The sequence below is a fragment of the Anaerovibrio lipolyticus genome (assembly GCF_021531495.1).
GTDB lineage: Bacteria > Bacillota > Negativicutes > Selenomonadales > Selenomonadaceae > Anaerovibrio.
This window is the reverse complement of record NZ_JADYTY010000015.1, coordinates 1-25,950: the sequence shown is the minus strand read 5'-3', so window position 1 is coordinate 25,950 and position 25,950 is coordinate 1. Positions and strand designations below refer to the sequence as shown.

Here is a 25,950-nt window from a genome sequence, read left to right as displayed (position 1 = left end):
TTTCCTCAGTTTAATTTATCCCCATACAGATAAGCTGCCAATTTGGTAAAAATACCATTAGTGTGTTCAAATAACACCGGCCTGCTGCAAAATACAAAATAATTAATTCTCTGACAAAAATATTGTAACCGCCAAATAGCCACAGCACAAGCCAGCACAGCTGCTAGGAAAAAGGTAAAGCCATAGCTTATCTCTCCCACCATCTGTCCTGCTATGCCAAATACCAGATTTGCCAGCAGGAAACTGCCTGTTATAATCAAAGCACCATGCTGATCCTCCAAATAGAGAAGCAGGGTATATACCACCTGCAGGATGCCACAGAAAAATGCCCCTATAACCAAAAGACGATAGATATTTACATCCTGATAAGCCATTCCTCCCAAAGTCAGAAAATAACTGCCCAAGGCCAGGAAAATCAAAGAAAATACCAACTGGAACTCCATGATATTCTTAAACTCTGTCCATAGGGTATAAAGCAAATCTTTCCGGGAATCATCCACCTCTTTAAAATTACCTTTTTGCGTAATATAGGTAAAATATATGGCATATTGCTCATAAAATTTCAGCTCCATAGAAACCACAAACATAATCATAATCGGCAGGATGGACAAAAAGGCATAGAAAGTAATTACATCATACCTTGGGGAATAAAGATACGTACCTGCCACCATAACTCCCCAGGAGCTGTTCCAAACAATAAAATTTGCCACATAGATAGACAAGGTATAAAAAATTATCAGCAGAAACAGCTTGTAATGCTGTTCAAAATATGGCAAAAACTCAAAATTCATAGCATGGGATGGATAACCAAAATACCTGACAATCTGCACCATAAAGCACAAATCCAAAATACCTACTCCTATACACATAGAAAGCATGGTGCCCTCCACAGGAGCCATAAAACCATATTGCAGATTCAGCCAGGTAAGGACAATGCTTATAGCCGCTCCCGCAAAATAACTGACAAATATGGATTTATAATCCTTGAGAGCTGTTAAATATACCATTTGCAGCCACATGGCTATCATTTCTGCAAAGAAGGTATAGGTTATCAGCTTCAGATGCAAGGGCAGAGGCTTATCCCAATAAAACAGCAGGGCAGCCACTGCCCCTGCCAGCTGAGCCATAAAAATTATTCCATAGCAGGAACCGGATACATTATCATATTCCCCTTCATACAAACAATCTGCCAGATATCTGGTTATGATAATAGAAAAACCACAGGAAATCAACTGGGAAAATACAAAGGGATAAATAACAGAGGAAACATATAGCTGGCTGTTATTTACATCAATGCTATAGCGAAGAAATAAAAGCTGAATAGCCAAAACCATAGTGGTCAGCAAGGCAAAGGGGCCTGCTGTAATCACCGCAGAATAGCCATAGGCCATGGCGTGACCAGTCAGAGTACGGCGATTAAAAAGTTTTTTCAGCTCAAAGCCAATTCCTGCCATTTATTTCTCAGCTCCTTCCAATTGCTGGAATATCTTTCGATACGAATCAATGAAATATTCATAGGTATAGCCATTTTTTACCCGCTGCCAACCTACCTGGCCCATTTTGCGCCTTAAAGGGAAATTTTTGCCCAAGCGGATAATCTCCTTGGCCATCTGCTCATAATCCATAGGAGCCACCACTGCTCCTGCCGGCCCCAAATCATCATTAGAGCCACCATATATCAGCTCTCGACAGCAGCCCACATCTGTGGTAACAAAAGGCCGTCTGGCGGCCTGTCCCTCCAGTACCGCCAGAGGCTGTCCCTCACTGATACTGGACAATAATACAATATCCAGCTGAGGGAATACCTCTGCCACATTTACAGAGCCAGTAAACTCCACATTTTTCAGCTTTAGGGTTTCCACTGTTTGAAGGCACATTTTATAATAATCCGGGTCCTCAGCATAAGGCCCAATTACCTTAAGGCAGGCATCTGGAAAAACCTGCTGCACCAGAAGAAAGGCTCGCAGCATGGTAACAATATCCTTAATAGGCACCACCCGCACTACCCCTCCAATAACCAACGGACCATCATGATCTGTAAGCTCCGGTATATGGGCAAATCTTTCCATACGGATACCATTAGGCACAATGCGGATTTTATCAGGATGACAGCCCAGCTCCTGCTCAATAATAGCATTGCGCTCAAACAAGGTTACCACCATGTTAGCAGCTGTATAGGCCAGCTTAGCAATATTATAAAAATACTGTATCCAGACAGATTTAAAATCTCCCTTGGCCCAGCCACATTTGACAATTTCTGTTTCTCTTTCCCGGGAATAAATACCATGTTCCGTAATCAAGAATGGCTTATGATACATTTTGGCCGCAATACTGCCAATAATACCACAGTATCCAGTTGCCACGGTATGATATAAATCAGCCTGTGGCAAAGGATGATGGAAGAAATAAAACAAAGGCAAAAGCATGGACCTCATGGTCCAGAAAAAATCTGTAAAGGGCAGATAGCTGTATTTATCCGCATAAACCTGACTAATAATATCAAAAAAATCACTACTCATAAAAATGGTCAAAGGATTTTTCTTGTGCTTTGCCTGAGAAAACATATTGACAATACTTTCTATATCAATGGGCTTTTCTCCCACCACCAAATCATATAAGCACTGTCTTTCCTGTTCATTGAGAATATTCTCCTGCAGCTTAGGTGAATGACAGCTCAAAATCTCATCCAGAAAAACCTCCTGAATGCCTACCACATTGGCAGGGAATTTGTATTTAAACTTACCTCTATCACGAGAATCTGCCCCAATAGCATAAATAAAAAATTCATATTCAGGCAATCCCTCCATCAGCATCTGAAGCCAGGAGGAAACACCTCCTACGACATAGGGATAGGCCCCCTCTACCAGCATGCATATTCTCATTATTCTTCACCCGCCCATTTGATTTCAAAATCTCTATCCGTCACAGTCAGCACATAGGCATTTGCCTGAATCCTTTTGGCACTGCCTCCGGTTACAGAGCCTATTTCCTTATCAGTACGCAAAATAAAGGTTAGTGGCTTCTGGAAGTTAGAAGCGTTAATCTTGATGCCCTCCTTACTCCTTGTTAAGCTGTAATCCATCTGAACATAATCTTGCAGCTTTTCATAGGCCTCAGTAGCTGTAACTGGCTCCAGCCAGCCAAATCTATTCTGCAGTTCTGACAAAAGATCCGTCATGCCCTGCTTCATAATAGCCCAGGTCAAATTTTCACTTTCCTCATAGAAAATTTCATCAGGATGGACAAAATGAGAAAATACACCATTATAATTTAAAACATTATAGGCCTCCCAGATTTCCTCCTGGCTAGGGGCATAACCAGAGGAAGCGCGAGGTATCTCGCTGGTGCCATCACTATTCAACTGGAAATTCTGGAAATATTCCTTGGCTGTAGCCAATCCTTCCCACAAGGAAGAATATACTTTTATATCTGTAAAGACATTTTTAACGGCTGCCTTGCCCTCTGGGCTAAGAATATTAGATGGAGGTACATAGGCATGAATTTCATAGCCTGGATATACATCCTCAATATAGCGCTTTAACTCTCTAAGGGATTCCTCCATATCAGCCTGACTTTCCCAAGTGGCATAGCCCAGCTTATCCTGTCCATAGCCAGCAGGAGCCAGGGACTGATGGTTATAGCCATGAATACCCAGCTCACCGCCAGCCTTCAACAGCTCTCTGCCGTAGGCAATCAGACTATTGCGAGCCGCTCCATTGTCCAAAGGCTTAAATGGCCCCTTTACCTGATCCCCATAGGATTCAATAATCAAGCCTGTATACTTAACATTATATTTTTCTCCGTTATTCAGCATCTCAGGCCACCAAAGACGACGATAAAAATCCGAGGTATTATAGCCTGTTTCCTGATATATTTTGTCAAAATTTCCTTCTGGTACAGGAGAGGGAAAATCATCTATATAGAACAATTTTATATTCATCACTGGATAAATATAGTCCTCATTCAACTGACTAAGAATAGCTGTATATGTACCATAATTATTCTTGTCGTCTCTCTCCCGACTATTGCAGACAATATATTTTCCCTGACCGCTATTATGGCTCCAGATAATAGGATGTCCATCCTGAGATGTAACCTCTGGCACTGCATCCCCTGTCAGCTGTACATCTGTCACCCCAGTCATATAGCTAGTAGAATCAAAGCCATAGCCCTGCAATCCCAGGAACATATCTCCCGGCACACGAACACCAGGCACAGAAATTTCCTGCCCGATAGAAGCTATGCCTAATTTAGCTGTCATATCCTCCGGCAACAGCTCTCCCTGCAGATTACGCAAAATAACCGCCCGGCCACCCTGCTCAACATACCCTGCCACAGCAGACATACCTGCTATGCTTTTCAGCCTGTTGGTAGCAATAATTACCCCCTGGCATTTGTTGTCAATCGCCACTGGCTGATAAAAAGGTATGGTCTGAACAGTTTTTTTCTGGTCACGAATAATTTTCTCTACAATATGCCTGCTTAGCACACTTTGCACATCTGCCGGATCATAAATCAGCAAATAATTCTCCTTGGCAGCCTTTGAATTTTCCATATCCTGCCAAATATTTCCTGCCTGAATATTGTTCTGCCAGGAATTAAGATGCAAGAAGGCATCCATTCTATTAATCTGAAAAAATACCCCCAGCAGGGCGGTGATAATAAATACACTCCAGATTTCTTTCTTAAAATTATCCATGGGAAATACCTCCCCAATAACGCACCAACTCTAATGCGTGCAATGATAATTCTCCCGGAATAGCCTTTAATTCATTGAGCTTTTCCTCCATTTTAGCCGGCTGCCGCATATGGAAATATAATTTTATGTATTCCAAATAAGGCTCCTCCCGGTCTGGATAAGCCTGCTGAAAACTTTCACAGGCTTCCTGAGCCTTGGTATAATTTTCCAATATTATCTCCTTGCGGATTTTTTCCTGCAAAAATTCCACTTCATCAGGATATGCCTGCAAAAGACGATCCAGTAGGGCTACATATTGCTCAGTACGATTCTTTTTGGTAATATTATCCACAAATTCCTGTTCCAGATAATCCTTTAGCAGATAGGCATACTCTCTCTGCAGCTCCATATTATCCTTATCCTGAAGCAGCTTCCCTTCCACCTTGCTGATTTTATTTTCCAGCTCCTCAATATGACCAGAAATCATGGACACGGCATAATAAGCAATTTCCCGATCCTGATCATAGGTGGCCATTTTCAGAACTCTTGGATTTTCCAAAACATTCTGCTTAACTGCATCCAAAAAAACCTTGCGCTTAGCACTAACATCATCTACCAAGTAGGTGTCATGCAAGGGAATAACATTTTCATCATAGCTAATCATATTGGTAAATACATTGTTTTGGTTCATTAGCTTGTGAGGATCTATATGACACTGAAAGGGCTTTATTCCCTTGATAATTCTTGCTCCCACTACCAGCACAAAGCCTGCCACTGGCATAAGGAAGACTATCAAGGCCTCCGTAGCTCCCTGAATAGCATCCCCTTGTCTGCGAGCGTACAAATAGGCAGCCAGCACCATAATCAGATGGCACCCTGCCATTGGCCAAAGCCATCCATCCATCCTAAACCAGCTCCCTAATATCCTTGATTTCTATACCACGATGCTGCAAACGCTGCTTAACCAGCTGCAAGCCATATTCGTCTGTATCATGCAGCAGCAGATAGACATTGCCATCCATAATGCCCACTGTATCCTCCTGACGAATAGAGCCACTAAGACGATTATCCAGCTCCTGATAATTAACATTTTCTGTTCCCAGCTCCAGCAGTACATTATGCACATCATGCTGCAGCTGTGCTCTTTCCTTAATGCCAGCCAGATGTCTGGCAAATTCTTCCTCCTGCATAATTCTGGTATCTGCCACAAATCTCTTACTCTGAATACCATTCTCATAGACATAGGCTTTGCCCATAGCCATGGAAATCAAGCGCGCCGTTACAGACAACAGATTTTGCTGATAAATACTCCACTGGTCAAAATCCATACCATAAATCTCAATAATGGCAATAACCTGACCGTTATAAATAATAGGTGCGGCCAAATCAGGCAGATTCAGCTGCAGACCATGATTGACGAAAAGATGGTGATTCTCCAGCATATTTCCAATATAGGCATTTTCCTCAGTCTTACGGGAATGAGGCAATTGTCTGGTTTTATCTCCCAAACGCACCTTTTGGCGCAAATAGTATTGATCCTTGCCCATAACATATATAGCAATATTATTGGCTCCCATAATCTTGCTGGTAATAACTGCCGCCTGGGTAAAGATATTCTCCACCTGTACTGTATCCAACTGTTGAATAATACCGTATAGCCAGCCAATACTATCATCAGAATTAACAATCTGATAATAAAGCTTGTCCTTAATCTCAATAGATTTTTCATAATTTTTCTGCAGGAAGCCATAGCGCTGATACATATGGTCCAGCTTATATCCCATAGATTCCAGCTTTCCCTGCCAGCTATCTGCCACATAGCCGGTGAAAACACCTAAAAACAGATAGGTGGAATAATGAAAAAGATTCTCTGGAATATATAATATGCTGGCAATTTCCCCATGACTATTCAAAAAGCCCCAGGTAAGCAATGCTATACAGGGCAATACTGCTGGCATAGACTGCTTTTTGCCATAGATAATGCCCATGATAATAATGTAAATATAGCAAATATCCAAGCCTGTAGCCTGATTAACCGGAGTGCCTCCCTGCAAAATGCTAATAAACAGCACCACCAGAAAAAGGCCTATATTTTCTAAATAAGGCCTGATTTTAGGTAAGTATTTAGTTTTCCAGCTCTCCTCCGCATGTTCAACAGTCTCTGCCGAGCCAGCAATACTTTTGTAAACCGGCTTTAGCATTTCCAGCACAGGATATTTGGTCTTTAGAACAAAATAGTAAGTATTTTCCTCATCTGCCTGCCAGCTGTTGGCAACAAAGAAATCCTCTCCTTTGCCAGCCACTTCTATCTGAGGCAATTGAGCAAAGCCGTTTACAGTCAACACAATCTGGGTAAAGCTGACTGTTTCCTGAGATTCCACCACAATACGACTGTTATTTATTTTTTTCTGCAAAATGGAAAACAAGGCATAAGCCGCATCCTTGGCATAAAGCACCGAGGCAGGCTCTGTATCTGAACCAGCCAAATAAAAATCTTTCTTTTCCCAAGCTGCCGTCAGTAATCTGGCAATAGTGCCTTCCTCTGGCTGCTGTCCCTGACCAAATACCTCTGGCATATGAACTACGCTAACATTTTGCTGATGGGTTTTGCCCCATGCCAACACAAAATCCTCGTAGCATCTCTGAACTGACAATCCTCTAGTAACATAAAGGAAATGCTCTATCTTGTGGGTTCTTATATCCTCCAATACCCTGGAAAGATCCCCCTCCTCCTTGCCATATGAGAAATACATTACGGCACTAGGATTGTAGAGATTGAAGCTCTCCTCCTGATAATCAGAGGTATCCCATCCCTCCTTGTTCAGGCAGTTTCGCAAAAAATCCGCAAGAAAACCAGGCCTGCCGGCCATAAGGACATTCTTCCTAAACTGTTTTATATTTTTCTCCATAATCATACCCTAACCCATATAAAAAATTCACTCACACTTTAATTGTAATATTATTTCTCTATCAGATAAATAGGACTATAGATGGAGAATATTGTCACAATTGTAGCAAATAGATTTATCTCCACCACAAAAAAGCAAGGAGCCGTGAAAATATATTCACAGCTCCTTGCCGGAGGAAGGGAAAAAAGTAATACTCAAAATTGAGTAAGGAAAGGGCTATTTAATTACTGGATATCAACCATCTCAATGCCAAACATGGTGGCCAAATCCACAATCTGCTGCTGAGTAATGGTAAAGCTCAATACAGTATGATGCTCACCGCCAGCCTTAATCCACTCAGTAGAGCCTTTCTTCAGACCACACTTAGGAGTCCAAAGCTGCTTAGCTACTGGCAGATGTGGAGTCTCAGCCTCTGGCTTGCGGCAATCAACTGGATAGCTAATCAGACGGAAGCCATCTCTGAAATCTGCAATGGTGACATCAATACCATCACCTTCGGCACCGGTAAATACCAAACGGGCAGGATCATCCTTGTCACCAATGCCCAATGGATGAACCTCTACTCTAGGCTTATCGCTGGCAATAGTAGGATCTACCTCCAGCATATGAGCACCCAGAATTGCCTCATGGCCCTTACGCAAATCCAGAGTATAATCCTCCATGAATACAGTACGGTCATTATGGGACATAACCTTCAGCAATCTGGTCAAGGCCGCCAGCTTCCAATCACCCTCGGCACCAAAGCCATAGCCATCACGCATTAACAGCTGAGCAGCCAAGCCTGGCAGCTCCTCCAAGCCCAACAAAGTCTGGAAATTGGTGCAGAAAGCATTGTAGCCATTATCCTCCAGGAATTTCTTAATGGCAATATACTCTCTCAGCTGATAACGGACACAGTGCTCAAAATGCTCCTGAGTATTGTGGCCTGGATTCAGGGTATATGCCTCTGCCAGCTTGGCATATTCTGCATCAATATCAGCTTCAGCCACAGCGTCCACATAGGCAACCAAATCCCCTACAGGATAATAATCTACAGTCCAGCCCAGCTTAATCTGAGCCTCTACCTTGTCACCCTCAGTGCAGGCAACATCACGCATAGTATCACCAAAGCGACAAACACGAATATTAAAGCTTTCGTTGTAGGCTACAGCCACATCCTGCCAAGCAGCGATTTCAGCAGTAGTCTCCTCATCCTGCCAATGACCATAAACAATCTTGTTGTTCAGCTTCAATCTGGAATTGATATAGCCGTATTCTCTGTCACCATGAGCACTCTGGTGGAGATTCATATAATCAAAATCTATGGTGTCATAAGGAATCTTATTAAGATACTGAGTAGCCAAGTGGAGCAAAGGCTTCTGCAGCAGCTTGGTACCACGAATCCAGTTTTTAGCTGGGGAGAAGGTATGAGCCCAAACCATGACACCAGCTACATTGTCATTGTAATTCGCATCCTTCATGAACTGAGTAATACCGTCGGCAGTGGTCATAACCCCTTTGAATACGATTTTGTAAGGCAGCTTGCCAGTGCCATTGAGATAATCAGCAATTTCCTTGGTGTTCTTCTCTACAGCCTTCAATGCTTCCTCACCATAAAGATGCTGACTTCCTGCTACAAACCAAAACTCATAATCCTTTACATTTAACATTTTGTTTTCGCCCCTTTGTTTCTACGAATTTTTCCTTTATTTTTAACTGTAAAATTTGTTAACAGATTTTATTCATCTACAAATGCTTTGCCAGCAGCATTCTCTACCTCAATACCAGCCTGGAACCGCTTGATAAAGCTGCGGCATCCCTCTACCCCCTCTGGCTGTGGTGCCAAGGTAGTAGCAGAAGCATCCTTAAATACCTTTTCATCCAGGAAATCTGCCAAAGCCACGGTGTCATCACAGAATTTGGTATATACAGCCAATACAGCCATACCCCAAGGACCACCCTCGCCAGCGCTATCCATAATGGTAATAGGAATTTCCAAGGCATTAGCCAATACCTGCTGACCAATAACCGGAGTTTTGAACAAGCCACCCTGAGCCAGCATGACATCAGTCTTGACATGCTCCTCATTAATCAGCACATCCATACCTATTTTCAAGGTAGCAAAGGCTGAATAAAGCTGAGCCAACATGAAATTGCCCAGATTCATTTTGCTATGAGGAGTGCGAACAAACATAGGCCGTCCAGCCTGAGTATCTGTAATATTCTCACCAGACAGGAAGCTATAGTTTACCAAGCCCCCAGCATCAGCAGCTGCTTCCTTAACCTGATTGAACAACACGCTATACAGAGTATCTGGTGCTACCTCTACCCCCAATGCCTTGGCAAATTCACCAAATAAGCCTGCCCAGGCATTAATATCTGAGGAGCAATTGTTAACGTGCACCATAGCTACTGGTGCACCGTCAGGTGTGGTAACAATATCAATATCTCTGTGTACTGCCTTTAATGGCTCCTCCAAAACATTCATGGAGAAAGCAGATGTACCTACAGAAATATTACCAGTGCGTTTTCTTACACTGTTGGTGCCTACCATACCAGTACCTGCATCACCCTCTGGTGGTGCCATAGTTGCTCCCGCCTCCAACACACCAGTTGGATCCAACAGCCTTGCACCAGCTTCAGTCAAGATACCGGCAACCTTGCCTGCTGGCAAAACTGCTGGCAAAATATTCTCCAGCTTCCAAGGCAGATTACGGATATTTTCCAATTCATCAAATTTCTTTAACATATCCTTATCGTAGGAAGCAATATTTTCATCTATGGGGAACATACCAGAAGCATCGCCAATACCCAATACCTTCTCACCGCACAGCTGCCAATGAATATAGCCAGCCAAGGTTGTGAAGAACTTGATTTCAGGTACATGAGGCTCCTTGTTCAGCACAGCCTGATAAATATGAGCCACACTCCATCTCTGAGGAATGTTGAATTCCAAAGCCTTGGTCAGGTAATCTGCTGCTTCGCCAGTAATATTGTTGCGCCAGGTTCTAAATGGCACCAGCAGCTCATCCTTGGCATCAAAAGCCAGATAGCCATGCATCATGGCACTAATGCCGATGGAGCCGATTCTCTTTAGCTCCACATCATATTTGGTCTTTACCTCCTGAGCCAGATTGGCAAAGCAGGTCTGCACACCTTTCCAGGCCTCAGCCAAATCATAGGTCCATACCCCATTCTCCAGCTTGTTCTCCCAGCCATAGCTGCCTACGGCAATGGTTTCAATCTCTGAGGTTAACAGCACTCCCTTAATACGAGTAGAGCCTAACTCTATGCCCAGGGCTGTTTCTCCGTTAACGATTTTTTCCCTGATATTTTCTACTGTCAAGATAGTCCCCTCCTTACCTTGCTTGCAAAATTACTTTTTCTTTTGACCATAATAAGCATTAGGGCCGTGCTTCCGCATAAAATGCTTGTCTAACAAAACCTGTGGCATAGCATCCCTATCCCCTGTTAACATCTGGGTGTGGAAAGCCATCATAGCTACCTCCTCCAGGACTACCGCATTGTGTACGGCGTTAAAAGGATCCGTACCCCAGGTAAATGGACCATGATTCTTTACCAGCACAGCAGGTACATGATCTGGATCGATACCATACTTCTTGAATCTTTCCACAATCACTCTGCCAGTTTCATATTCATATTCACCCTGAATCTCCTCTGGTGTCATATCTCTGGTACATGGAATCTCTCCATAGAAATAATCTGCCTGAGTGGTGCCATAAGCCCGCACACCCTGACCAGCCTGGGCAAAGGTAGTAGCCCAACGGGAATGAGTGTGAACCACGCCGCCAATATTAGGAAATTCCTTATAAAGAACTCTGTGAGTTTCTGTATCGGAAGAAGGATTCAGTTCCCCTTCAACCTTGTTGCCATCCAAATCTACAACCACCATATCCTCTGGCTTCATAACATCGTATTCCACCCCAGATGGCTTAATGACAAACAAGCCTGACTCCCGGTCAATACCGGAAACATTGCCCCATGTAAAGGTAATCAGTCCATGTTTTGGCAGCAGCATATTTGCTTCATAGACCTTTTGCTTCAATTCTTCTAACACAGTTGTTTCCTCCTTCTATATAAAAACCATTTTTAACTATTTTCTTCCAAGGAGCTCTTAGCTGTAAGCTTGCTCTTGTGCTCGGTAATGAAGGCCTGCATGATAATGAATACACACAGCAGAGCACCTACCACAATCTTGGTCCACCAAGCAGACAGGGTTCCCTGAAAACTGATAAAGGTCAGGATAACGCCCTGAATCAATACACCAAATAATGCGCCTGGAATAAAACCTACACCGCCAGTCAACAATGTGCCGCCAATAACAGAGGAAGCAATTGCATCCATTTCCATGCCCATACCATGCAGATTATAGCCAGTCAACATCATCAGAGCATAAGCTATACCACCAAGAGCGGAACAAAAACCACTAATGGTATATACACTTACCTTAGTTTTAAATACAGGCAGGCCCATCAGTGAAGCTGAAGACTCGCTGCCACCTAGTGCGTAGATATTACGGCCAAATCTTGTAAAGCCCAGTACCACCGCTGCCACAATCAAAGCAATAATGGCAATAATAACACCCATAGATACAAATCCTGCTCCCACTGACAGTCTAAAATCTGCCATAGCCACAAAGGTAGGATTCGTAATATTGATAGTTTCTCTGGATATAACCGCTGTCATACCTCGACAGAACAACATACCAGCCAAGGTGATAATAAAGGGCTGCAAATCGAATTTAGCGATTAGATATCCCTGAATTGCCCCAAAGGCTGTTCCCATTAATAGCACCAAGGCTATAGCAGCAAATACTGATATGCCAGTGTTTGCCAAAAGCCAAGCCAATACCATACAGGTCAAAGCCAGCACTGCACCTACAGACAGGTCAATACCGCCTATTAGCAGAGTGAAGGTAATACCGATGGTTACAATAATCAAGGCTGCATTATCAATAAAGAGATTCAAAAATACCTGTGGCTTCATAAATCCCTTATACATACCAATACCTACGCCATAAAGTATGGCAAAAAGTATTACGGTTACAAAAAAGGAAAAATACTTGGAGGCAATCAACTCACTTATCTTCTTTTTCATGCCTTGTTCACCGCCTTTGCATCAGCTGTCACAGCCTTGGCACTGCGGCCGCTCTTCCACTTATCAAACAAATCTCTAGCCTTTTTAGACTGAATCAGGCAGATAGCAATAACCGCAATTGCCTTAACTACTGGCAGCTGGTCAGCAGATACGCCCAAGGCATACAGGGTTGTAGTCAAGGTCTGAATTGTAACAGCACCTATAACTGAACCACCCAGATAGAATTTACCACCGGAAAGCAAAGTACCACCCAAAGCAACAGCCAGAATGGCATCCATTTCCATATTCAAACCTGCGTTATTGGCATCAGCTGCCTTTATCAAAGAGCTTTCAATCAAACCAGTTACACCAGCACAGAAACCAGAGAAAGCATATACCAGAAACAGAACCAAAGTTACATTGATACCTACATATTTAGCTGCTGTAGGGTTGATACCTACAGACTGGATAAACAAGCCAATACTGGTTTTCTTCATAACGAAAACCACCAGCAATACCATAGCCAAAGCAATGAACACATTAGTTGGCAATGGCATACCAGGAATTACACCGGCAATGGAAGCAAAGGGCTTGTAATAAACCGTTACAATCTGTCCTTCTGTCAAAAGCTGAGCAATACCACGGCCAGCCGTCATCAGAATCAAAGTCGCAACAACTGCCTGAATCTTAAATTTGGCTACCAGAATACCATTCCAAATACCACACAAAATACCAATTCCCACAGAAGCCAGCATAGCCAAAGCCATAGGAGTTTCTGCTGCACCATCGCCACGGCCACCAATCAAGGTACAAACAACAGCAGCTGAGATAGCCACCACTGCACCTACAGAAATATCAATGCCGCTGGTAGCAATAACCAAGGTCATACCTAGAGATAGGATAACCAGAGAGCTGGAACGGGTAAGAATATCAATAACACGGCCAAAAAGTCGGCCATCCTCGGTAATCTGTATATCAAAGAAACCTTCTACAAAAATGCCATTAAAAATCAACAGTACCGCCAGAGCCACAATCGGCAAAAACAGGGAACTGGAGGTAAAACTCTTTAACTTATCCATTATTTTTCACCTCCGGCAATTGCTTCCATAACACCCTCAGAGCTTATCTGATCTCCTGTTAATTCTGCCACCTTTTTACGGTCTCGCATTACTACCAGCTTGGAGCAGGTACGTACCATTTCATCCATTTCACTGGAGATAAAGGCTACGGACATGCCTTCATTCTTAGCCAGCTCCACTGCCATTTTCTGAATTTCGGTCTTGGTGCCTACATCAATACCTCTAGTAGGCTCATCCAATATCAGGAATCTAGGCTGGGTAGCCAGCCAGCGGGCAATAATAACTTTCTGCTGATTGCCACCAGACAGATTCTTTATCAGCTGATCCCGATCTGATACCTTTATCCGCAATTTGTCAATGAATTTATCTGCCAGTTCCACCTGCTTGCTATAGGGAATATGCGTAAACATACCATCCATAGCCTGCAAGGCCAAAATGATATTTTCCCGTACAGTAAGATCTCCAATAATACCGGACAGCTTCCGATCCTCCGGACAAAAGGCAATTTTTTCCTTCATAGCTGCCATAGGATTGGAGAGTTTTTCCTCTTTGCCATTAATTTTCAAGCTGCCGCCAGTAACCTCCTTGAGGCCAAACATCATCTCGGCAGTTTCGGTGCGGCCAGAACCTAAAAGACCTGCCAGACCTATAACCTCACCCTTGTGTATCTGCAAAGACACATCCTTAATCTGCCCTGTGCTGGCAGCATGATTTGTTTCAATAAATACCTCATCAGACGGCACGCTTTTCTCTGCCATCTTATCCATATCCTTAACGTCATTCAGGTTCTTGCCAACCATCTTGGCGATGAGTTCCAATCTTGGCAATTTTGCTACTTCATAGGAGCCAACCAGCTCACCATTGCGCAAAATAGTTATATGATCACACAGCTCATAAATCTGCTCCAAGAAATGAGATATAAAGATAATTCCCATTCCCTGCTTCTGTAACTGCCGCACAATCCTAAAGAGCCGCTCGGTTTCCACCTCATTCAGAGACGATGTTGGCTCATCCAATATCAAAATCTTAGCGTCTACATCTACAGCTCTGGCAATAGCCACCATCTGCTGAATAGCCACTGGATAATTGTCCAGTGTCTTGCTTACATCAATGTCTACATCTAATTTCTTAAGAAGTTCTATAGATCTTCTATTTACTTCCTTCCAATCAATAAAGCCAAATCTTCTTGGCTCCCGACCAATAAAAATATTCTCTGCTACAGTTAGGTTAGGACAAAGGTTTACTTCCTGATAAACAGTGGAAATACCTTCCTCCTGAGCCTCCTTTGGTGTTTTAGGATAAATTTCCTTACCATTCAAATGTATGGTACCACCATCCTTGGGGTAAACCCCTGTCAACACCTTGACCAGAGTTGATTTGCCTGCGCCATTTTCTCCCATCAAGGAATGTATTTCTCCGGCATGCAAGGTAAAATCTACATTTGACAAGGCCTTAACGCCTGGAAATACTTTATCTATATGGCGCATTTCCAACAATGCAGCTGCCATAAAAATCCTCTCCCTTATCAAAAATACCCTATTATAGGGTATAAAAAACCACGCCCAGACTCCAAGAGCCGGGGCGCGGCTCATTTTAACTACAGCTAACCTAGGCTACAGCCCCGATTAGTATTTGCGGGATGGCAGGGTTTTCTCTGCTACGTCAGCAGGGAATACGCCTTCATCTACATAAACAATCTTGTCAACTTTCTCGCCTTTCAGAATCTTCTTGGCAGTTTCCATCAAAAGCTCGCCCTGCAGTGGGTTGCACTCAACAGTACAATTGCTCTTGCCTTCAATCATAGCCTGGAAGATACCCTTAACGCCATCAAAGGAAAGAATGGTAATATCCTTGCCTGGCTTCAAACCAGCAGCTTCAATAGCCTGAATAGCACCCAGAGCCATATCATCGTTCTGAGCTACCAGAATATCAATCTTGTTACCATAGGACTTCAGGAAAGACTCCATAACTTCCTGGCCCTTCTGACGGGTGAACTCACCAGTCTGAGAAGCCAGAATATTGAACTTATCCTTATCTGGAGATGCAGCCATAGCATCATTAAAGCCCTTGGTACGGCCCAAAGCAGCAGTAGATCCTACAGTGCCTTCCAGAACAACAATGTTCAGCTTGTTGCCACCATCACGAGGCTTCAACTGCTTCTCATTGGCATATTTTGCCAACCACTCAAAGCCCTTCTGGCCCTCAGTCAGCATATTAGTACCAATCTTGGCAACATAGAGGGAATCATCCTCTACCTTCAAGTCACGGTCTACAATAATAACAGGAATCTTGGCATCCTTAGCTTCTTTCAGAACAGTATCCCAGCCAGTCTCTACGATTGGCACAAAAGCGATAACATCAACGCCCTGGGCAATAAAGGAACGAATAGCCTTAATCTGATTCTCCTGCTTCTGCTGAGCATCAGAGAACTGAAGCTCAATGCCAGCATCCTTGGCAGCCTGTTTTACAGATTCAGTGTTGGCAGTTCTCCACTCAGATTCTGCACCAATCTGAGAGAAACCCATTGTTATTTTGTCGCCGTCCTTCTTAGACTGCTCTTCACCGCCGCCACAGCCAACAGCCAATAGCAGCATCATCATGGAGACAACCAATGCGATAATTTTCTTCATTTAGAAATCCTCTCCTTCTTTTAAGCGAGTTACCAACTCTAAGACTCAGATAACACCCCTGTTTCTGAGCAGCTACTTCCTCTTCCCTCCTCTGCTTTAAAATCCTGCAGTCCAGTCAGTTGCATTCCCCAGCAATAACCGGCCAGTCCTAAACAAAAGATTCTGAAAATACTACATTTTCACAGTATTTTTTCGTCTTTTATCCTTATGCTTCTATACTACACTTTATGGAATCCATTGTCAATGATTTTTTGTGTCCGTGCACATTTTATTTTTTATCATCTCTCTTTTCAGAGCCAGGCAATTGGATGCAACTTTGACATAAACAGCCTGTAATGTTATAGTAACAATGAGGTTTTTCCATGATGGCTTTTATCTCTGTTACCTGCCATCATAGAGAAGTAATTCGTAAAATTATACATTTTAAAAGGGGTTTTTATTATGGCATCAATCTCAAAAAAAGAATTTGGCCGTCTCAGCAACGGCTCCCTGGTATATAGCTATACCTTGGAAAATCGTGCTGGTGCAAAAGCTACTATTATCACCTATGGCGCAAGAATCCAGAGCTTTTTAGTTCCTGATAAGGAGGGTAATTTCAGGGATATCGTTCTAGGCTTTGATACTGCCAAGGGCTACGAGGAAGAAACCTTTTACATGGGAGCTATTGTAGGTCCTCATGCCAACCGTATTCAGAATGCAGAATTTACCATTAATAATACTACCTATTACCTGGAATGCAATGATGGCGCTAACCACACCAATAGCCTTCACAGTGGCAGCACCGGCTTCCATGACAAAATCTGGGGTGCAGAAATCAACAATGGCAAACTGCTGATGTATCAGTTCCGTCCAGATGGAGAGGGTGGCTTCCCTGGTACTCTTACCGCTCAGGTTACCTATGACCTTACTGAGGACAATGCTCTAAAGATTGACTATCAGGTAACCTGCGATAGCGATACCATTTGCAATATGACCAACCACAGCTACTTTAATCTAAATGGCATCGGCGGCGGTACCATTCTCAACCACAAGCTGCAGATTATGGCAGATAGCCTTACTGAATCCGATGCTGAGGCTTTGCCAAACGGCAAAATCTATCAGGCCGAGGGAACTCCTATGGACTTCCGTCAACTGACTCCTATTGGAGAAAGAATTGACGATGACTTCCAGCAGCTTATCTGGGGTGCCGGCTATGATCACAACTGGATTCTCAGTGGCCCTGTAAAGGATGGCCTGAGACAGGCTGCCTTTGCTGTTTCTGAGGAAAGCGGCATTACACTTTCCGTATATACTGATATGCCTGGTATGCAGTTCTACAGTGGCAACTTCCTGGATGGCACCCCTGGCAAAAAGGATATTCCTTGCAAGCGCCGCAGTGGCTTTGCCCTGGAAACTCAGTATTTCCCTAACTCTCCTATGCATCCAGAATTTCCACAGCCTGTGTTAAAACGAGGCAACACCTGGAACTCCACCACCATCTTTAAAGCTGGTTTAGCAGAATAACATGATTAAGGAATCGTTTCATTAAATTTACCAAAAATGAAGCGGTTCCTTTTCTTATGCTACTATTGTCCCTTTTCTTTTTTATTGATTTTATGGTAGGATATTATATATACTTAGTAATGTAATTTGTTTGAAATTAATTTTATTATATAAACGGCGTAAAGGAGATTGGACAGTATGAAGGCTATCAGCGTAGACAAGCTGCAGCCGGGTATGGAGCTGGCCCGCACAGTCGTAAATGACGACATGGTGGTAATTCTTTCAGAAAATACCCTGCTCACCAAGGCACATATTACCAGACTGGGATTTTTAAAGATTCCATCCGTATACATCAAGGACGAATACGAGCTAAGCCCTAATTATCAATCTGTAATGGCACTTTTCAATCGAGGCAATGCCTTTGCCTCTGAGTACAAGGAGGTACTCCGGAAAGTAAATTCCATTATTGAGGCTACTACCCATACTGGAAAGATTCCTGTAGACAAAAGCAAAAATCTTGTACATAGCTCCCTGGCTCCTATGTCCAAGCAAAGCGGTGTTATTGACTATCTCTACGAGTTAAATCACATGGCTGATGATCTTTACAACCATTCCATGCGAGTGGCTATCCTAACAGGTGTGATTGGCAAATGGCTGTACAAAAAGCCTAGTGAAATCAATGACCTGATTCTAGCTGGCTTCCTCCACGATATTGGTAAAACCAAATTTCCTGACCGTCTCCAATCCCGCCGGGTAGAAACCCTAAAAGGAGAAGATTTTGAACGGTATATGCAGCACACCATTGATGGCTCCCATCTTATTAATGAGGATCCCCATCTGGCGGATGGCATCAAGCTGGCTGCTCTCCAGCATCACGAATATATGGATGGCAGTGGCTTCCCATTTGGCACCAAGGGTGAGGAAATTCACGAATACGCCAGAATCATTGCCATTGCTGACCTATATGACAATATTACCACTGAGCGGGAGGGCTTTGTGCGGCAGACTCCTTTTGATGCTATTGCCAAAATAACTGAGGATATGTATTCCAAGCTGGATCCAACCATTAGCGTTACCATCCTCAAAAGAATCAAGGATGCCTTCCTAGGCTCCAAGGTTATGCTAAGCAACGGCCTTGAGGGAACCATTGTCAACTATCCTAATGATTTTGCCCAGCATCCTCTGGTTCGCATAGACCAGGAAAATGTGGTGGATCTGAATCAGCACAAGGATATCAAAATAATCGAATACAATCAGAAATAGAATATCTTATTAACTATTTACGAAAGGTGATGATATGCTCAATCCACTTGACATATAATCATCTTTTTTATTAATGCATCTTTTAAAATACTCTAACACGTTGTTTTCTCCCTAAAAACAAGATATATTTCTTCCACAACAACCTCCAAAGCAATTTTTTCTAAAGAATTCTTAATTGAGTGAAAATTTCAACTTGACAAAATAACTATATCAGTCTACAATAACAATAAGAACTGTGCACGAGCACTAACAATTGACGGTACAAGATGTAATGTGTATTACCTAGTCTAGCAATACGGCAAGGTCTTAGGGGCGATAGACCATAGCTGAAAATAGGACAGGAGCACAGTCAATATAGTGTCAAACAGTTTTGCAAGCAGTTATTACTGTAATGTCATCAAAGATTATTTAAGGAGGAGAGGATTTAGTAACGAAGCTAGCTTCTTGTTTAGCTTCAAAGGAGAGCTTTGACAGCTTAAGAAATTACTTAACAGGGAAAAGCAAAGCTCGGAATTATCAATCTAGGAAAGAAGGGGTATAACAATGAAGAAAATTATATGTGTGTTAACCTGTGTGCTCATGTTTACCTTAATGCTGGTAGGCTGTGGTGGCGGAGACAAACAGGCTGCAAAATCCGCCGATGGTAAAATAAAAATCGGTGTTTCCATTTGGAGCTCCACTGACGTATTAGGATCCCAGTGCAAGCGCATCATTGATGCAGCTGCAGATGCTTTGAACGTAGAGGTTCAGTATGTCGACCAGGGCCATGTATCCGAGAAAGTTACTGCTTCTGTTGAATCTTTGGTAGCAGCCGGCTGCCAGGGTATCATCATCTGCAACTCCTCTGATACTGAGATGGCTTCCGCTATCAAGACCTGTAACGACAATGGTGTATATCTTGCTCAGTTCTTCCGTGTTATTGACAAGAACAAGAACGCTGATATCTATGAGCAGGCTGTAAAGTCCCCTTATTACATTGGTGCTGTGCACGAGAATGAAGTTGAGAACGGCAAGAAGCTGGTTCAGATTCTCATTGACAAGAAGTGCCGCAACATCGGCCTCATTGGCTGGGAGCAGGGCGATGCTACCTGGTTAGGCAGATGGGAAGGCTACAAGGCTGGTGTTGAGGAGTGGAATGCTGCTCATCCATCCGATCAGGTTAAGCTGTCCGATCCTCAGTATGCTGGTACTTCCTCCGAAGGTGGCGCAAAGGCTGCCGAGGCTCTCATGAGCGCAGATCCTACTTTGGATGCTTTGATTCCTGCTGGTGGCGGCGGCGACCCTCTCCAGGGCGCTATTGCAGCTGTAGAGCGTGCTGGCAAGACTCAGTCCATCAAAATCGTTTCCACCGACTTCCTGCCTGACTTGGGCGAAAGACTGGAGAATGGTTCCATCGCTGGTGAGTCCGGCGGTCACTTCTGCGACCCTCTCTATGCCTTCATGATGGTTTACAACGCAATCAAGGGCAACTACACTGGTATTGAGAACAACTTCATTGATGTTCAGTTCCCTTATCTGTATGTATCCTCCTCCAAGGACTATGGCGAGTATGACAAGTACTTTGTAAAGCAGCTTCCTTACACCAAAGACGAGTTGGTTGAGATGGCTAAGCTGCCACTGGATCAGCTGAAGGAAGCAGCTTCCAAGCTGTCTATCGAAGATGCAGCTGCACGTTCAGCTAAATAATTTATTTCCAAAGCTGAAATAAACACTGCAATGGAAGGTAGCCGGCATCAAAACCGATGCCGGCTATTTTTGTAGGGATTTATCCCAGAAGGAGACGACATGGATTCAACTAAGAATGCTGTGGGCGGGAAAAAAATGTCTGCCAAGGTAAAGGGCTATCTTATCCTTTTCGCTTTGGTATTTGTATCCTGGCTCATATTCAAGATTTTAACTCCGGATAACTTCGGTTCTCCAGAAAATATGCTCAGCTATTTTCAGGCAAGTCTCATTGCCTCAGCTGGTGCCGTAGGCTTTTACTTCGTTCTCGTTATGGGAATGTTCGATTTCTCCATTGGTGCCGCCATTATCCTGGCCTCCATTATCGGCTGTAAGCTGGCCGCTTCTATGGGCCTTGGCTATATGGGCCTTATTGGTGGCTGTCTGATTGCAGGCGCCATTATCGGTATTCTCAATGGTGTTTTCTACATCAAGCTTCGTATTCCATCTATGATTGTAACTACTGGTCTGGCTCTGATTTATGAGGCTACTGCCAATATTATTGCTGGCGGTGTAGAGCAGACTCTCCCCTCCGATCTGCGCATGTTTGGTCAGATGCCTGGCAACTTAATTCTTGCCCTGCTTACCTTTGCCGCAGCATATTTCATTTTGAACTACACCAAGATTGGTACTTATACCTATGCAATAGGCAGCAACGAGTTCATTGCCAAAAATATGGGTATCAATGTTAACAAGTACAAGATTCTGGCCTTTGTTATCAGTGGTATTTTCTTCGGTATTATGTCTATTCTCACTATCAGCTATGGTTCATCTATGGTGGCTGTAACCGGTATGGCTTCCATGAGCCGCAACTTTATTCCTACTATGGGATGCTTCTTCGGCGTTGCCTTCAAAAAATACGGCATGCCTATTCAGGCCATTATTTTAGGCGAGTTTATGATTAATATCATCTTCTATGGCTTCGTTGCACTAGGTGCACCAACCGCTATTCAGGACGTAATTACCGGCTTTGCACTGTTGATTATCATTACCCTTACCACTAAAATCAACAAGGGTGAAATCGTAAAATAAGGAGGAGAGCATAGATGAGTGAAATAAGATTACAGGTTCAGAATCTGTGTAAATCCTTTGGTATCACCAAGGCAGTGCAGAATGTTTCCTTCAATATCAACAAAGGCGAGGTTCATGCCCTCATAGGAGAAAACGGTTCTGGTAAATCTACCCTGACTAATATGCTGACAGGTATTTACACAATTGGCAGTGGCAAATTTATTCTGGATGGCAAGGAAGTTCATCCTAAGAATCAGGTAGAGGCCAACCTGGAGGGTATTTCCATTATTGTACAGGAGCTAGGCACTTTGTCTGGCCTGACTGTAGCAGAGAATATCTTCTTAGGCCATGAGGATCAGTTTGTAAAGCATGGCATCAAAAACAGAGAGGCTATTAACCGCAAGGCCAACGAACTGCTGCAGCAATATGGCTTCAAGCATATCAAGGCTGAGCATCAGATTGATGAATACAATTTTGAGGATCGCAAGCTGGTGGAAATCGTAAAGGCCACCTACTTCCATCCCAAAATTGTAGTTATTGATGAAACCACTACCGCCCTTTCCCAGGAAGGCCGTGAAGAGCTGTACAAGCATATGGACCGCATCCGCAAGGAAGGCAATACGGTTATCTTTATCTCTCATGACCTGCCAGAGATTCTGGACAAATCTGATACCATTACCATCATGCGTGATGGTGTCTACATTGATACGGTAAAAAGTGCCGATGTAACAGAGGACGATTTGAAGCGTCTCATGGTTGGCCGTGAGGTTACTGGTGATTATTATCGTCCAGACTATGGCGAAAAGGTTTCTGATGAAGTTGTACTTTCTGTCCGTAATGTTTCTGTACCAAATGTGCTGGAGGATGTTTCCTTTGACTTACACAAAGGCGAGATTTTAGGCTTTGGAGGTCTGTCTGAATCTGGTATGCACGAAATCGGCAAGGCCATCTTTGGTGCTTCCTATGACCGTACCGGTACTGTTACTTTGGCAGACGGCACTGAAATCAATGATATTCCTACTGCTATCAAACATAGCATTGCCTATACCTCCAAGGATCGTGATAATGAATCCATTATTATGAACCAGAGCATTGGTGATAATATTACCCTCCCTTCCCTGGATGATTTAGCTGGCAAATGCAAGCTGCTTAGCGACAAGAAGCTCAGCGATTTTGCCAACAAGTTTGCTGCTCAGATGTCTGTTAAGATGCAGAATATTGATCAGTTTGTTTCTGATTTGTCCGGTGGTAACAAGCAGAAGGTTGTATTGGCTCGCTGGATTGGCAAGGATTCTGATATTCTAGTGCTGGATTCTCCAACCCGTGGTATTGATATCAAGGTTAAGCAGGATATTTATCAGTTAATGGATACCATGCGCAAGCACAACAAATCCATTATTATGATTTCTGAGGAGCTAATGGAGCTTATTGGTATGTGCGACCGTATCATTATTATGAAAGACGGCAAGCTAAACGGTGAGCTGCCAAGAAGCAGAGATTTGGATGAGAACCTGCTCATTTCCAAGATGGTATAAGGAGAAAGTTATGGCTGACAAAGAAAAAATATTATCCAAAGAGGAAGAACTGGCCAAGGCTTCCCGTATGAATAAAATCCGGACCTATCTGCCGGTAGTTGGCCTGGTGGCAATATTTGCCCTGTTCAACTTCCTTACCGATGGAGGTATGAGCAGTCAAAGAAATCTGACCTTGCTTTTGAATCAGATTTATGTAGGTATGATTGCAGCAACTGGTGTATTCTTTATCATGACTATGGGAGGCTTGGATTTCTCCCAAGGCTCTATTCTGGGTATTGCCTCCATTGCTGTATGTATTCTTTCCCAATATGGTATTGGTATTGCCATTGCCGGTGGCGTAGTGGCTGGTGCGGTGATTGGTGCGATTAACGGCTATTTCTATGTAAACCGCAAAATTGCTTCCTTTATAGTTACCATCTGTACCATGTTCCTGTTCCGTGGCTTCATCAAGTACATGGCTTCCGACTCCCCTATCCGGGCCAGCATGGATGTGTACAATTTTGACCACATTGAAATTAAGCTGCCTTTGATGCTGTTGATTATTGCTATTTCCTTTGTAGCCTTCCGCTACACCAAATTCGGTACTTATTTGAAGGCTATTGGTGCTGGTGAAAAGGGTGCTATGTTTGCTGGTATCCGTACTGACCGCATGAAATTCTTGATTTACACCTTGGCTGGTGCTATGACTGGTTTGGCAGCCTTTATCAATATTGCCAAAAACGGCTCTGCTACAGCTAATGTAGGTAATCAGCTGGAAACCCAGATTCTGATTGCTTTGGTTCTGGGCGGTATGCCTATTTCCGGCGGTGCCAAGGTTCGCTTCTCCAATATTATTGTTGGTACTCTGCTGTACTATGTACTCTACAGCGGTTTGACCATGATGGGCTTGACTACTCAGACCATGCAGCTGATTCAGGGCGTTATCTTCCTGATTTTCGTAGCTGTCTTTGCTGATCGCCAGTCCCTGAAGGTAATTAAATAATCCTATCCACCTCTCCCTGAGATTTACTATACCTTATCCCCCATATTCATAATCGGACTTACAAAATGAGACTATCGCCAGGTAGTCTCATTTTATTTGGCTAATATATTCTCCTATCTATTTATACCATGCAAAAAATATAGAAGCATTTTCTTGGGCCAGTTTAGGTGCTATAATGACAAATAGTTAAATCTTAACCCTAGGAGATGTATTCATGAATATTTTTTTGCTTCTTGTAATTTCCATGACAATTATTATACTCTTAATGCGGCGGCATATCTATGTGGGCCTTTGTATGCTGGCTGGTGGTGGCTTTATCTGGCTAATGCGGTCTGGACAGCCTCTGGATTTGCTAACCGCTCTACAGCAAACTATGATGATGGGACGCACCTACGATTTGGTATTTTCCCTCTATCTGGTTATGTGTCTAGAAATTGCCCTGCGTACCAGTGGCACTCTTAGCAAAATGGTAATGGCCCTGCAAAGGCTGTTTTCCAGTGCCAAGGTTACTTTGGCTATTATGCCAGGCTTTCTAGGTCTGCTGCCCTCTCTCGGTGGAGCAAGATTCTCGGCGCCTATTGTGGAGGAAGCCTGCGGCAAGCTGGAGGCTACGCCAGAGGACAGGGCGGCTATTAATTTCTGGTTCCGTCATCCCTATGAATTTTCCAATCCCATTATTCCTGGCATGATTATGGCCTGCAGCATTGCTCAGGTACCCTATGCTCACTTTGTGGGCCAGACTGCCTGGGTATCCCTGTTATGCTTTATGGTAGGTTGGCTGGTGCTCTTAACACCTTTACGAATGAAAAGCTCTGCCAAAGTAGAGATGCAGAATAAAAGCCGTACATCATCCGGCTCCTATTTGGATATTCTACTGGCTATCTTTCCTATTGGCTTTACCTTTTTGTTGGTAGTTTTTGCTGGTCTTAATGCATCTGTAGCTATGGGAATTACTACCTTGCTGCTTTATGGCATTCTGAAAGCCTTGGGCCGTCAGGTTTCCCTAAAGGAAATGATTACTGGCTCTATTGATAAAAAGATGTTTATCAATGTTCTTTGCATTCTCTATTTCATTCAGATCTTGACTGTTACCAACACTCTGGCAGAGCTGGTAACAGCCTTTCAGGCAGCCCCTCTGCCTATTCCGGTAATTATCGCTGGCATTTCTCTGGTGGTGGGTATGCTTACAGGCATGAGCCAGGCTCATGTAGCCATTGTTATGCCCATTGTAGCAGCTATGCAGACTGGCAGCCTTACTCTGGCGGCTATAGCTATGGTATATGGCGTAGCTGGCCAGATGATAACCCCAACCCATGTCTGCTTCACGGTAACCACTGATTATTTCAAAGCAGATTTCTTTGCCGTATTGAAAAAAATGGTTATGATAGAGATTATTGTGCTGACAATATTCTCTATCATAACCTATTGGGTGTATTAATTCTTTTATATGCAAATCCCACAGTGCTGTAATCTACAAGAGTAAAAATTCTGATTTGCAGAGTGGCCTATCTCCCTAAATATTGGAAATGAAAGTCGTTATGTCAGTGGGTTCTCGAAATACAGCCTGCGGTCATAACGACTTT

General features: G+C 43.4%; 19 protein-coding genes. 7 read left to right on the top strand and 12 right to left on the bottom strand.

What is annotated here, in order from left to right; translation table 11 throughout:
- Positions 1–5: 5 nt before the first annotated feature.
- The 12 genes from pelG to I6E26_RS06630 all read right to left on the bottom strand — a co-directional run bounded on the left by pelG (position 6) and on the right by I6E26_RS06630 (position 16,372).
- A complete protein-coding gene (gene pelG, locus I6E26_RS06685; protein ID WP_235321078.1) occupies positions 6–1,454 on the bottom strand; it encodes an exopolysaccharide Pel transporter PelG in 1,449 nt (482 codons plus the stop codon).
- Positions 1,455–2,882 (bottom strand): GT4 family glycosyltransferase PelF, encoded by a 1,428-nt coding sequence (gene pelF, locus I6E26_RS06680; protein ID WP_235321077.1) that lies wholly within the window; start codon positions 2,880–2,882, stop codon positions 1,455–1,457.
- The gene (locus I6E26_RS06675) at positions 2,882–4,699 is read right to left on the bottom strand and encodes a DUF2194 domain-containing protein (protein ID WP_235321076.1); all 1,818 of its coding nucleotides are present in this window, start codon (positions 4,697–4,699) and stop codon (positions 2,882–2,884) included. The genes pelF and I6E26_RS06675 overlap by 1 nt, the downstream gene beginning before the upstream one ends.
- Entirely contained in the window at positions 4,692–5,582 is an 891-nt protein-coding gene (locus I6E26_RS06670; RefSeq protein ID WP_235321075.1) for a hypothetical protein, read from the bottom strand. Before I6E26_RS06670 ends, I6E26_RS06675 begins: the two co-directional genes overlap by 8 nt.
- A 1-nt stretch (position 5,583) precedes the next feature.
- On the bottom strand, positions 5,584–7,593 hold the full coding sequence (locus tag I6E26_RS06665) for a GAF domain-containing protein (protein WP_235321074.1): 2,010 nt from the start codon (positions 7,591–7,593) through the stop codon (positions 5,584–5,586).
- A 218-nt stretch (positions 7,594–7,811) separates the two neighbouring features.
- Positions 7,812–9,236 carry an L-arabinose isomerase gene (gene araA / locus I6E26_RS06660; RefSeq protein ID WP_235321073.1) on the bottom strand — a complete coding sequence of 475 codons (1,425 nt, stop codon included), beginning with the start codon at positions 9,234–9,236 and terminating at the stop codon, positions 7,812–7,814.
- A gap of 68 nt (positions 9,237–9,304) precedes the next feature.
- Positions 9,305–10,915: a xylulokinase gene (locus I6E26_RS06655; protein WP_419179913.1), complete on the bottom strand. Its 1,611-nt coding sequence runs from the start codon at positions 10,913–10,915 to the stop codon at positions 9,305–9,307.
- Between the two features lie 27 nt (positions 10,916–10,942).
- Positions 10,943–11,644: an L-ribulose-5-phosphate 4-epimerase gene (locus I6E26_RS06650; RefSeq protein WP_328228037.1), complete on the bottom strand. Its 702-nt coding sequence runs from the start codon at positions 11,642–11,644 to the stop codon at positions 10,943–10,945.
- 32 nt (positions 11,645–11,676) lie between these two features.
- Complete coding sequence (yjfF, locus tag I6E26_RS06645; protein ID WP_235321071.1) at positions 11,677–12,684, bottom strand: galactofuranose ABC transporter, permease protein YjfF; 1,008 nt, start codon at positions 12,682–12,684, stop codon at positions 11,677–11,679.
- Positions 12,681–13,742 carry an ABC transporter permease gene (locus I6E26_RS06640; protein ID WP_235321070.1) on the bottom strand — a complete coding sequence of 354 codons (1,062 nt, stop codon included), beginning with the start codon at positions 13,740–13,742 and terminating at the stop codon, positions 12,681–12,683. The genes yjfF and I6E26_RS06640 overlap by 4 nt, the downstream gene beginning before the upstream one ends.
- Entirely contained in the window at positions 13,742–15,250 is a 1,509-nt protein-coding gene (locus I6E26_RS06635; RefSeq protein WP_235321069.1) for a sugar ABC transporter ATP-binding protein, read from the bottom strand. Before I6E26_RS06635 ends, I6E26_RS06640 begins: the two co-directional genes overlap by 1 nt.
- Positions 15,251–15,367: 117 nt before the next feature.
- Positions 15,368–16,372, bottom strand: a complete 1,005-nt coding sequence (locus I6E26_RS06630) for an ABC transporter substrate-binding protein (protein ID WP_235321068.1) — start codon at positions 16,370–16,372, stop codon at positions 15,368–15,370.
- Positions 16,373–16,813: 441 nt separating this feature from the next.
- On the opposite strand from I6E26_RS06630, the gene I6E26_RS06625 reads away from it, so the two are divergent.
- The 7 genes from I6E26_RS06625 (at position 16,814) to I6E26_RS06595 (ending at position 25,805) form a co-directional block, all read left to right on the top strand.
- A complete protein-coding gene (locus I6E26_RS06625; RefSeq protein ID WP_235321067.1) occupies positions 16,814–17,875 on the top strand; it encodes an aldose epimerase family protein in 1,062 nt (353 codons plus the stop codon).
- Positions 17,876–18,052: 177 nt separating this feature from the next.
- Positions 18,053–19,117 carry an HD-GYP domain-containing protein gene (locus I6E26_RS06620; RefSeq protein WP_235321066.1) on the top strand — a complete coding sequence of 355 codons (1,065 nt, stop codon included), beginning with the start codon at positions 18,053–18,055 and terminating at the stop codon, positions 19,115–19,117.
- 543 nt (positions 19,118–19,660) lie between these two features.
- Positions 19,661–20,803, top strand: coding sequence for a sugar ABC transporter substrate-binding protein (locus I6E26_RS06615; RefSeq protein ID WP_235321065.1), 1,143 nt, complete (start codon positions 19,661–19,663; stop codon positions 20,801–20,803).
- A 99-nt stretch (positions 20,804–20,902) separates the two neighbouring features.
- Positions 20,903–21,871 (top strand): ABC transporter permease, encoded by a 969-nt coding sequence (locus tag I6E26_RS06610; RefSeq protein ID WP_235321064.1) that lies wholly within the window; start codon positions 20,903–20,905, stop codon positions 21,869–21,871.
- Between the two features lie 14 nt (positions 21,872–21,885).
- The gene (locus tag I6E26_RS06605; RefSeq protein ID WP_235321063.1) at positions 21,886–23,385 is read left to right on the top strand and encodes a sugar ABC transporter ATP-binding protein; all 1,500 of its coding nucleotides are present in this window, start codon (positions 21,886–21,888) and stop codon (positions 23,383–23,385) included.
- Between the two features lie 10 nt (positions 23,386–23,395).
- The gene (locus I6E26_RS06600; protein WP_235321062.1) at positions 23,396–24,367 is read left to right on the top strand and encodes an ABC transporter permease; all 972 of its coding nucleotides are present in this window, start codon (positions 23,396–23,398) and stop codon (positions 24,365–24,367) included.
- A gap of 214 nt (positions 24,368–24,581) precedes the next feature.
- Positions 24,582–25,805: a DUF401 family protein gene (locus I6E26_RS06595; RefSeq protein WP_235321061.1), complete on the top strand. Its 1,224-nt coding sequence runs from the start codon at positions 24,582–24,584 to the stop codon at positions 25,803–25,805.
- Positions 25,806–25,950 lie beyond the last annotated feature (145 nt).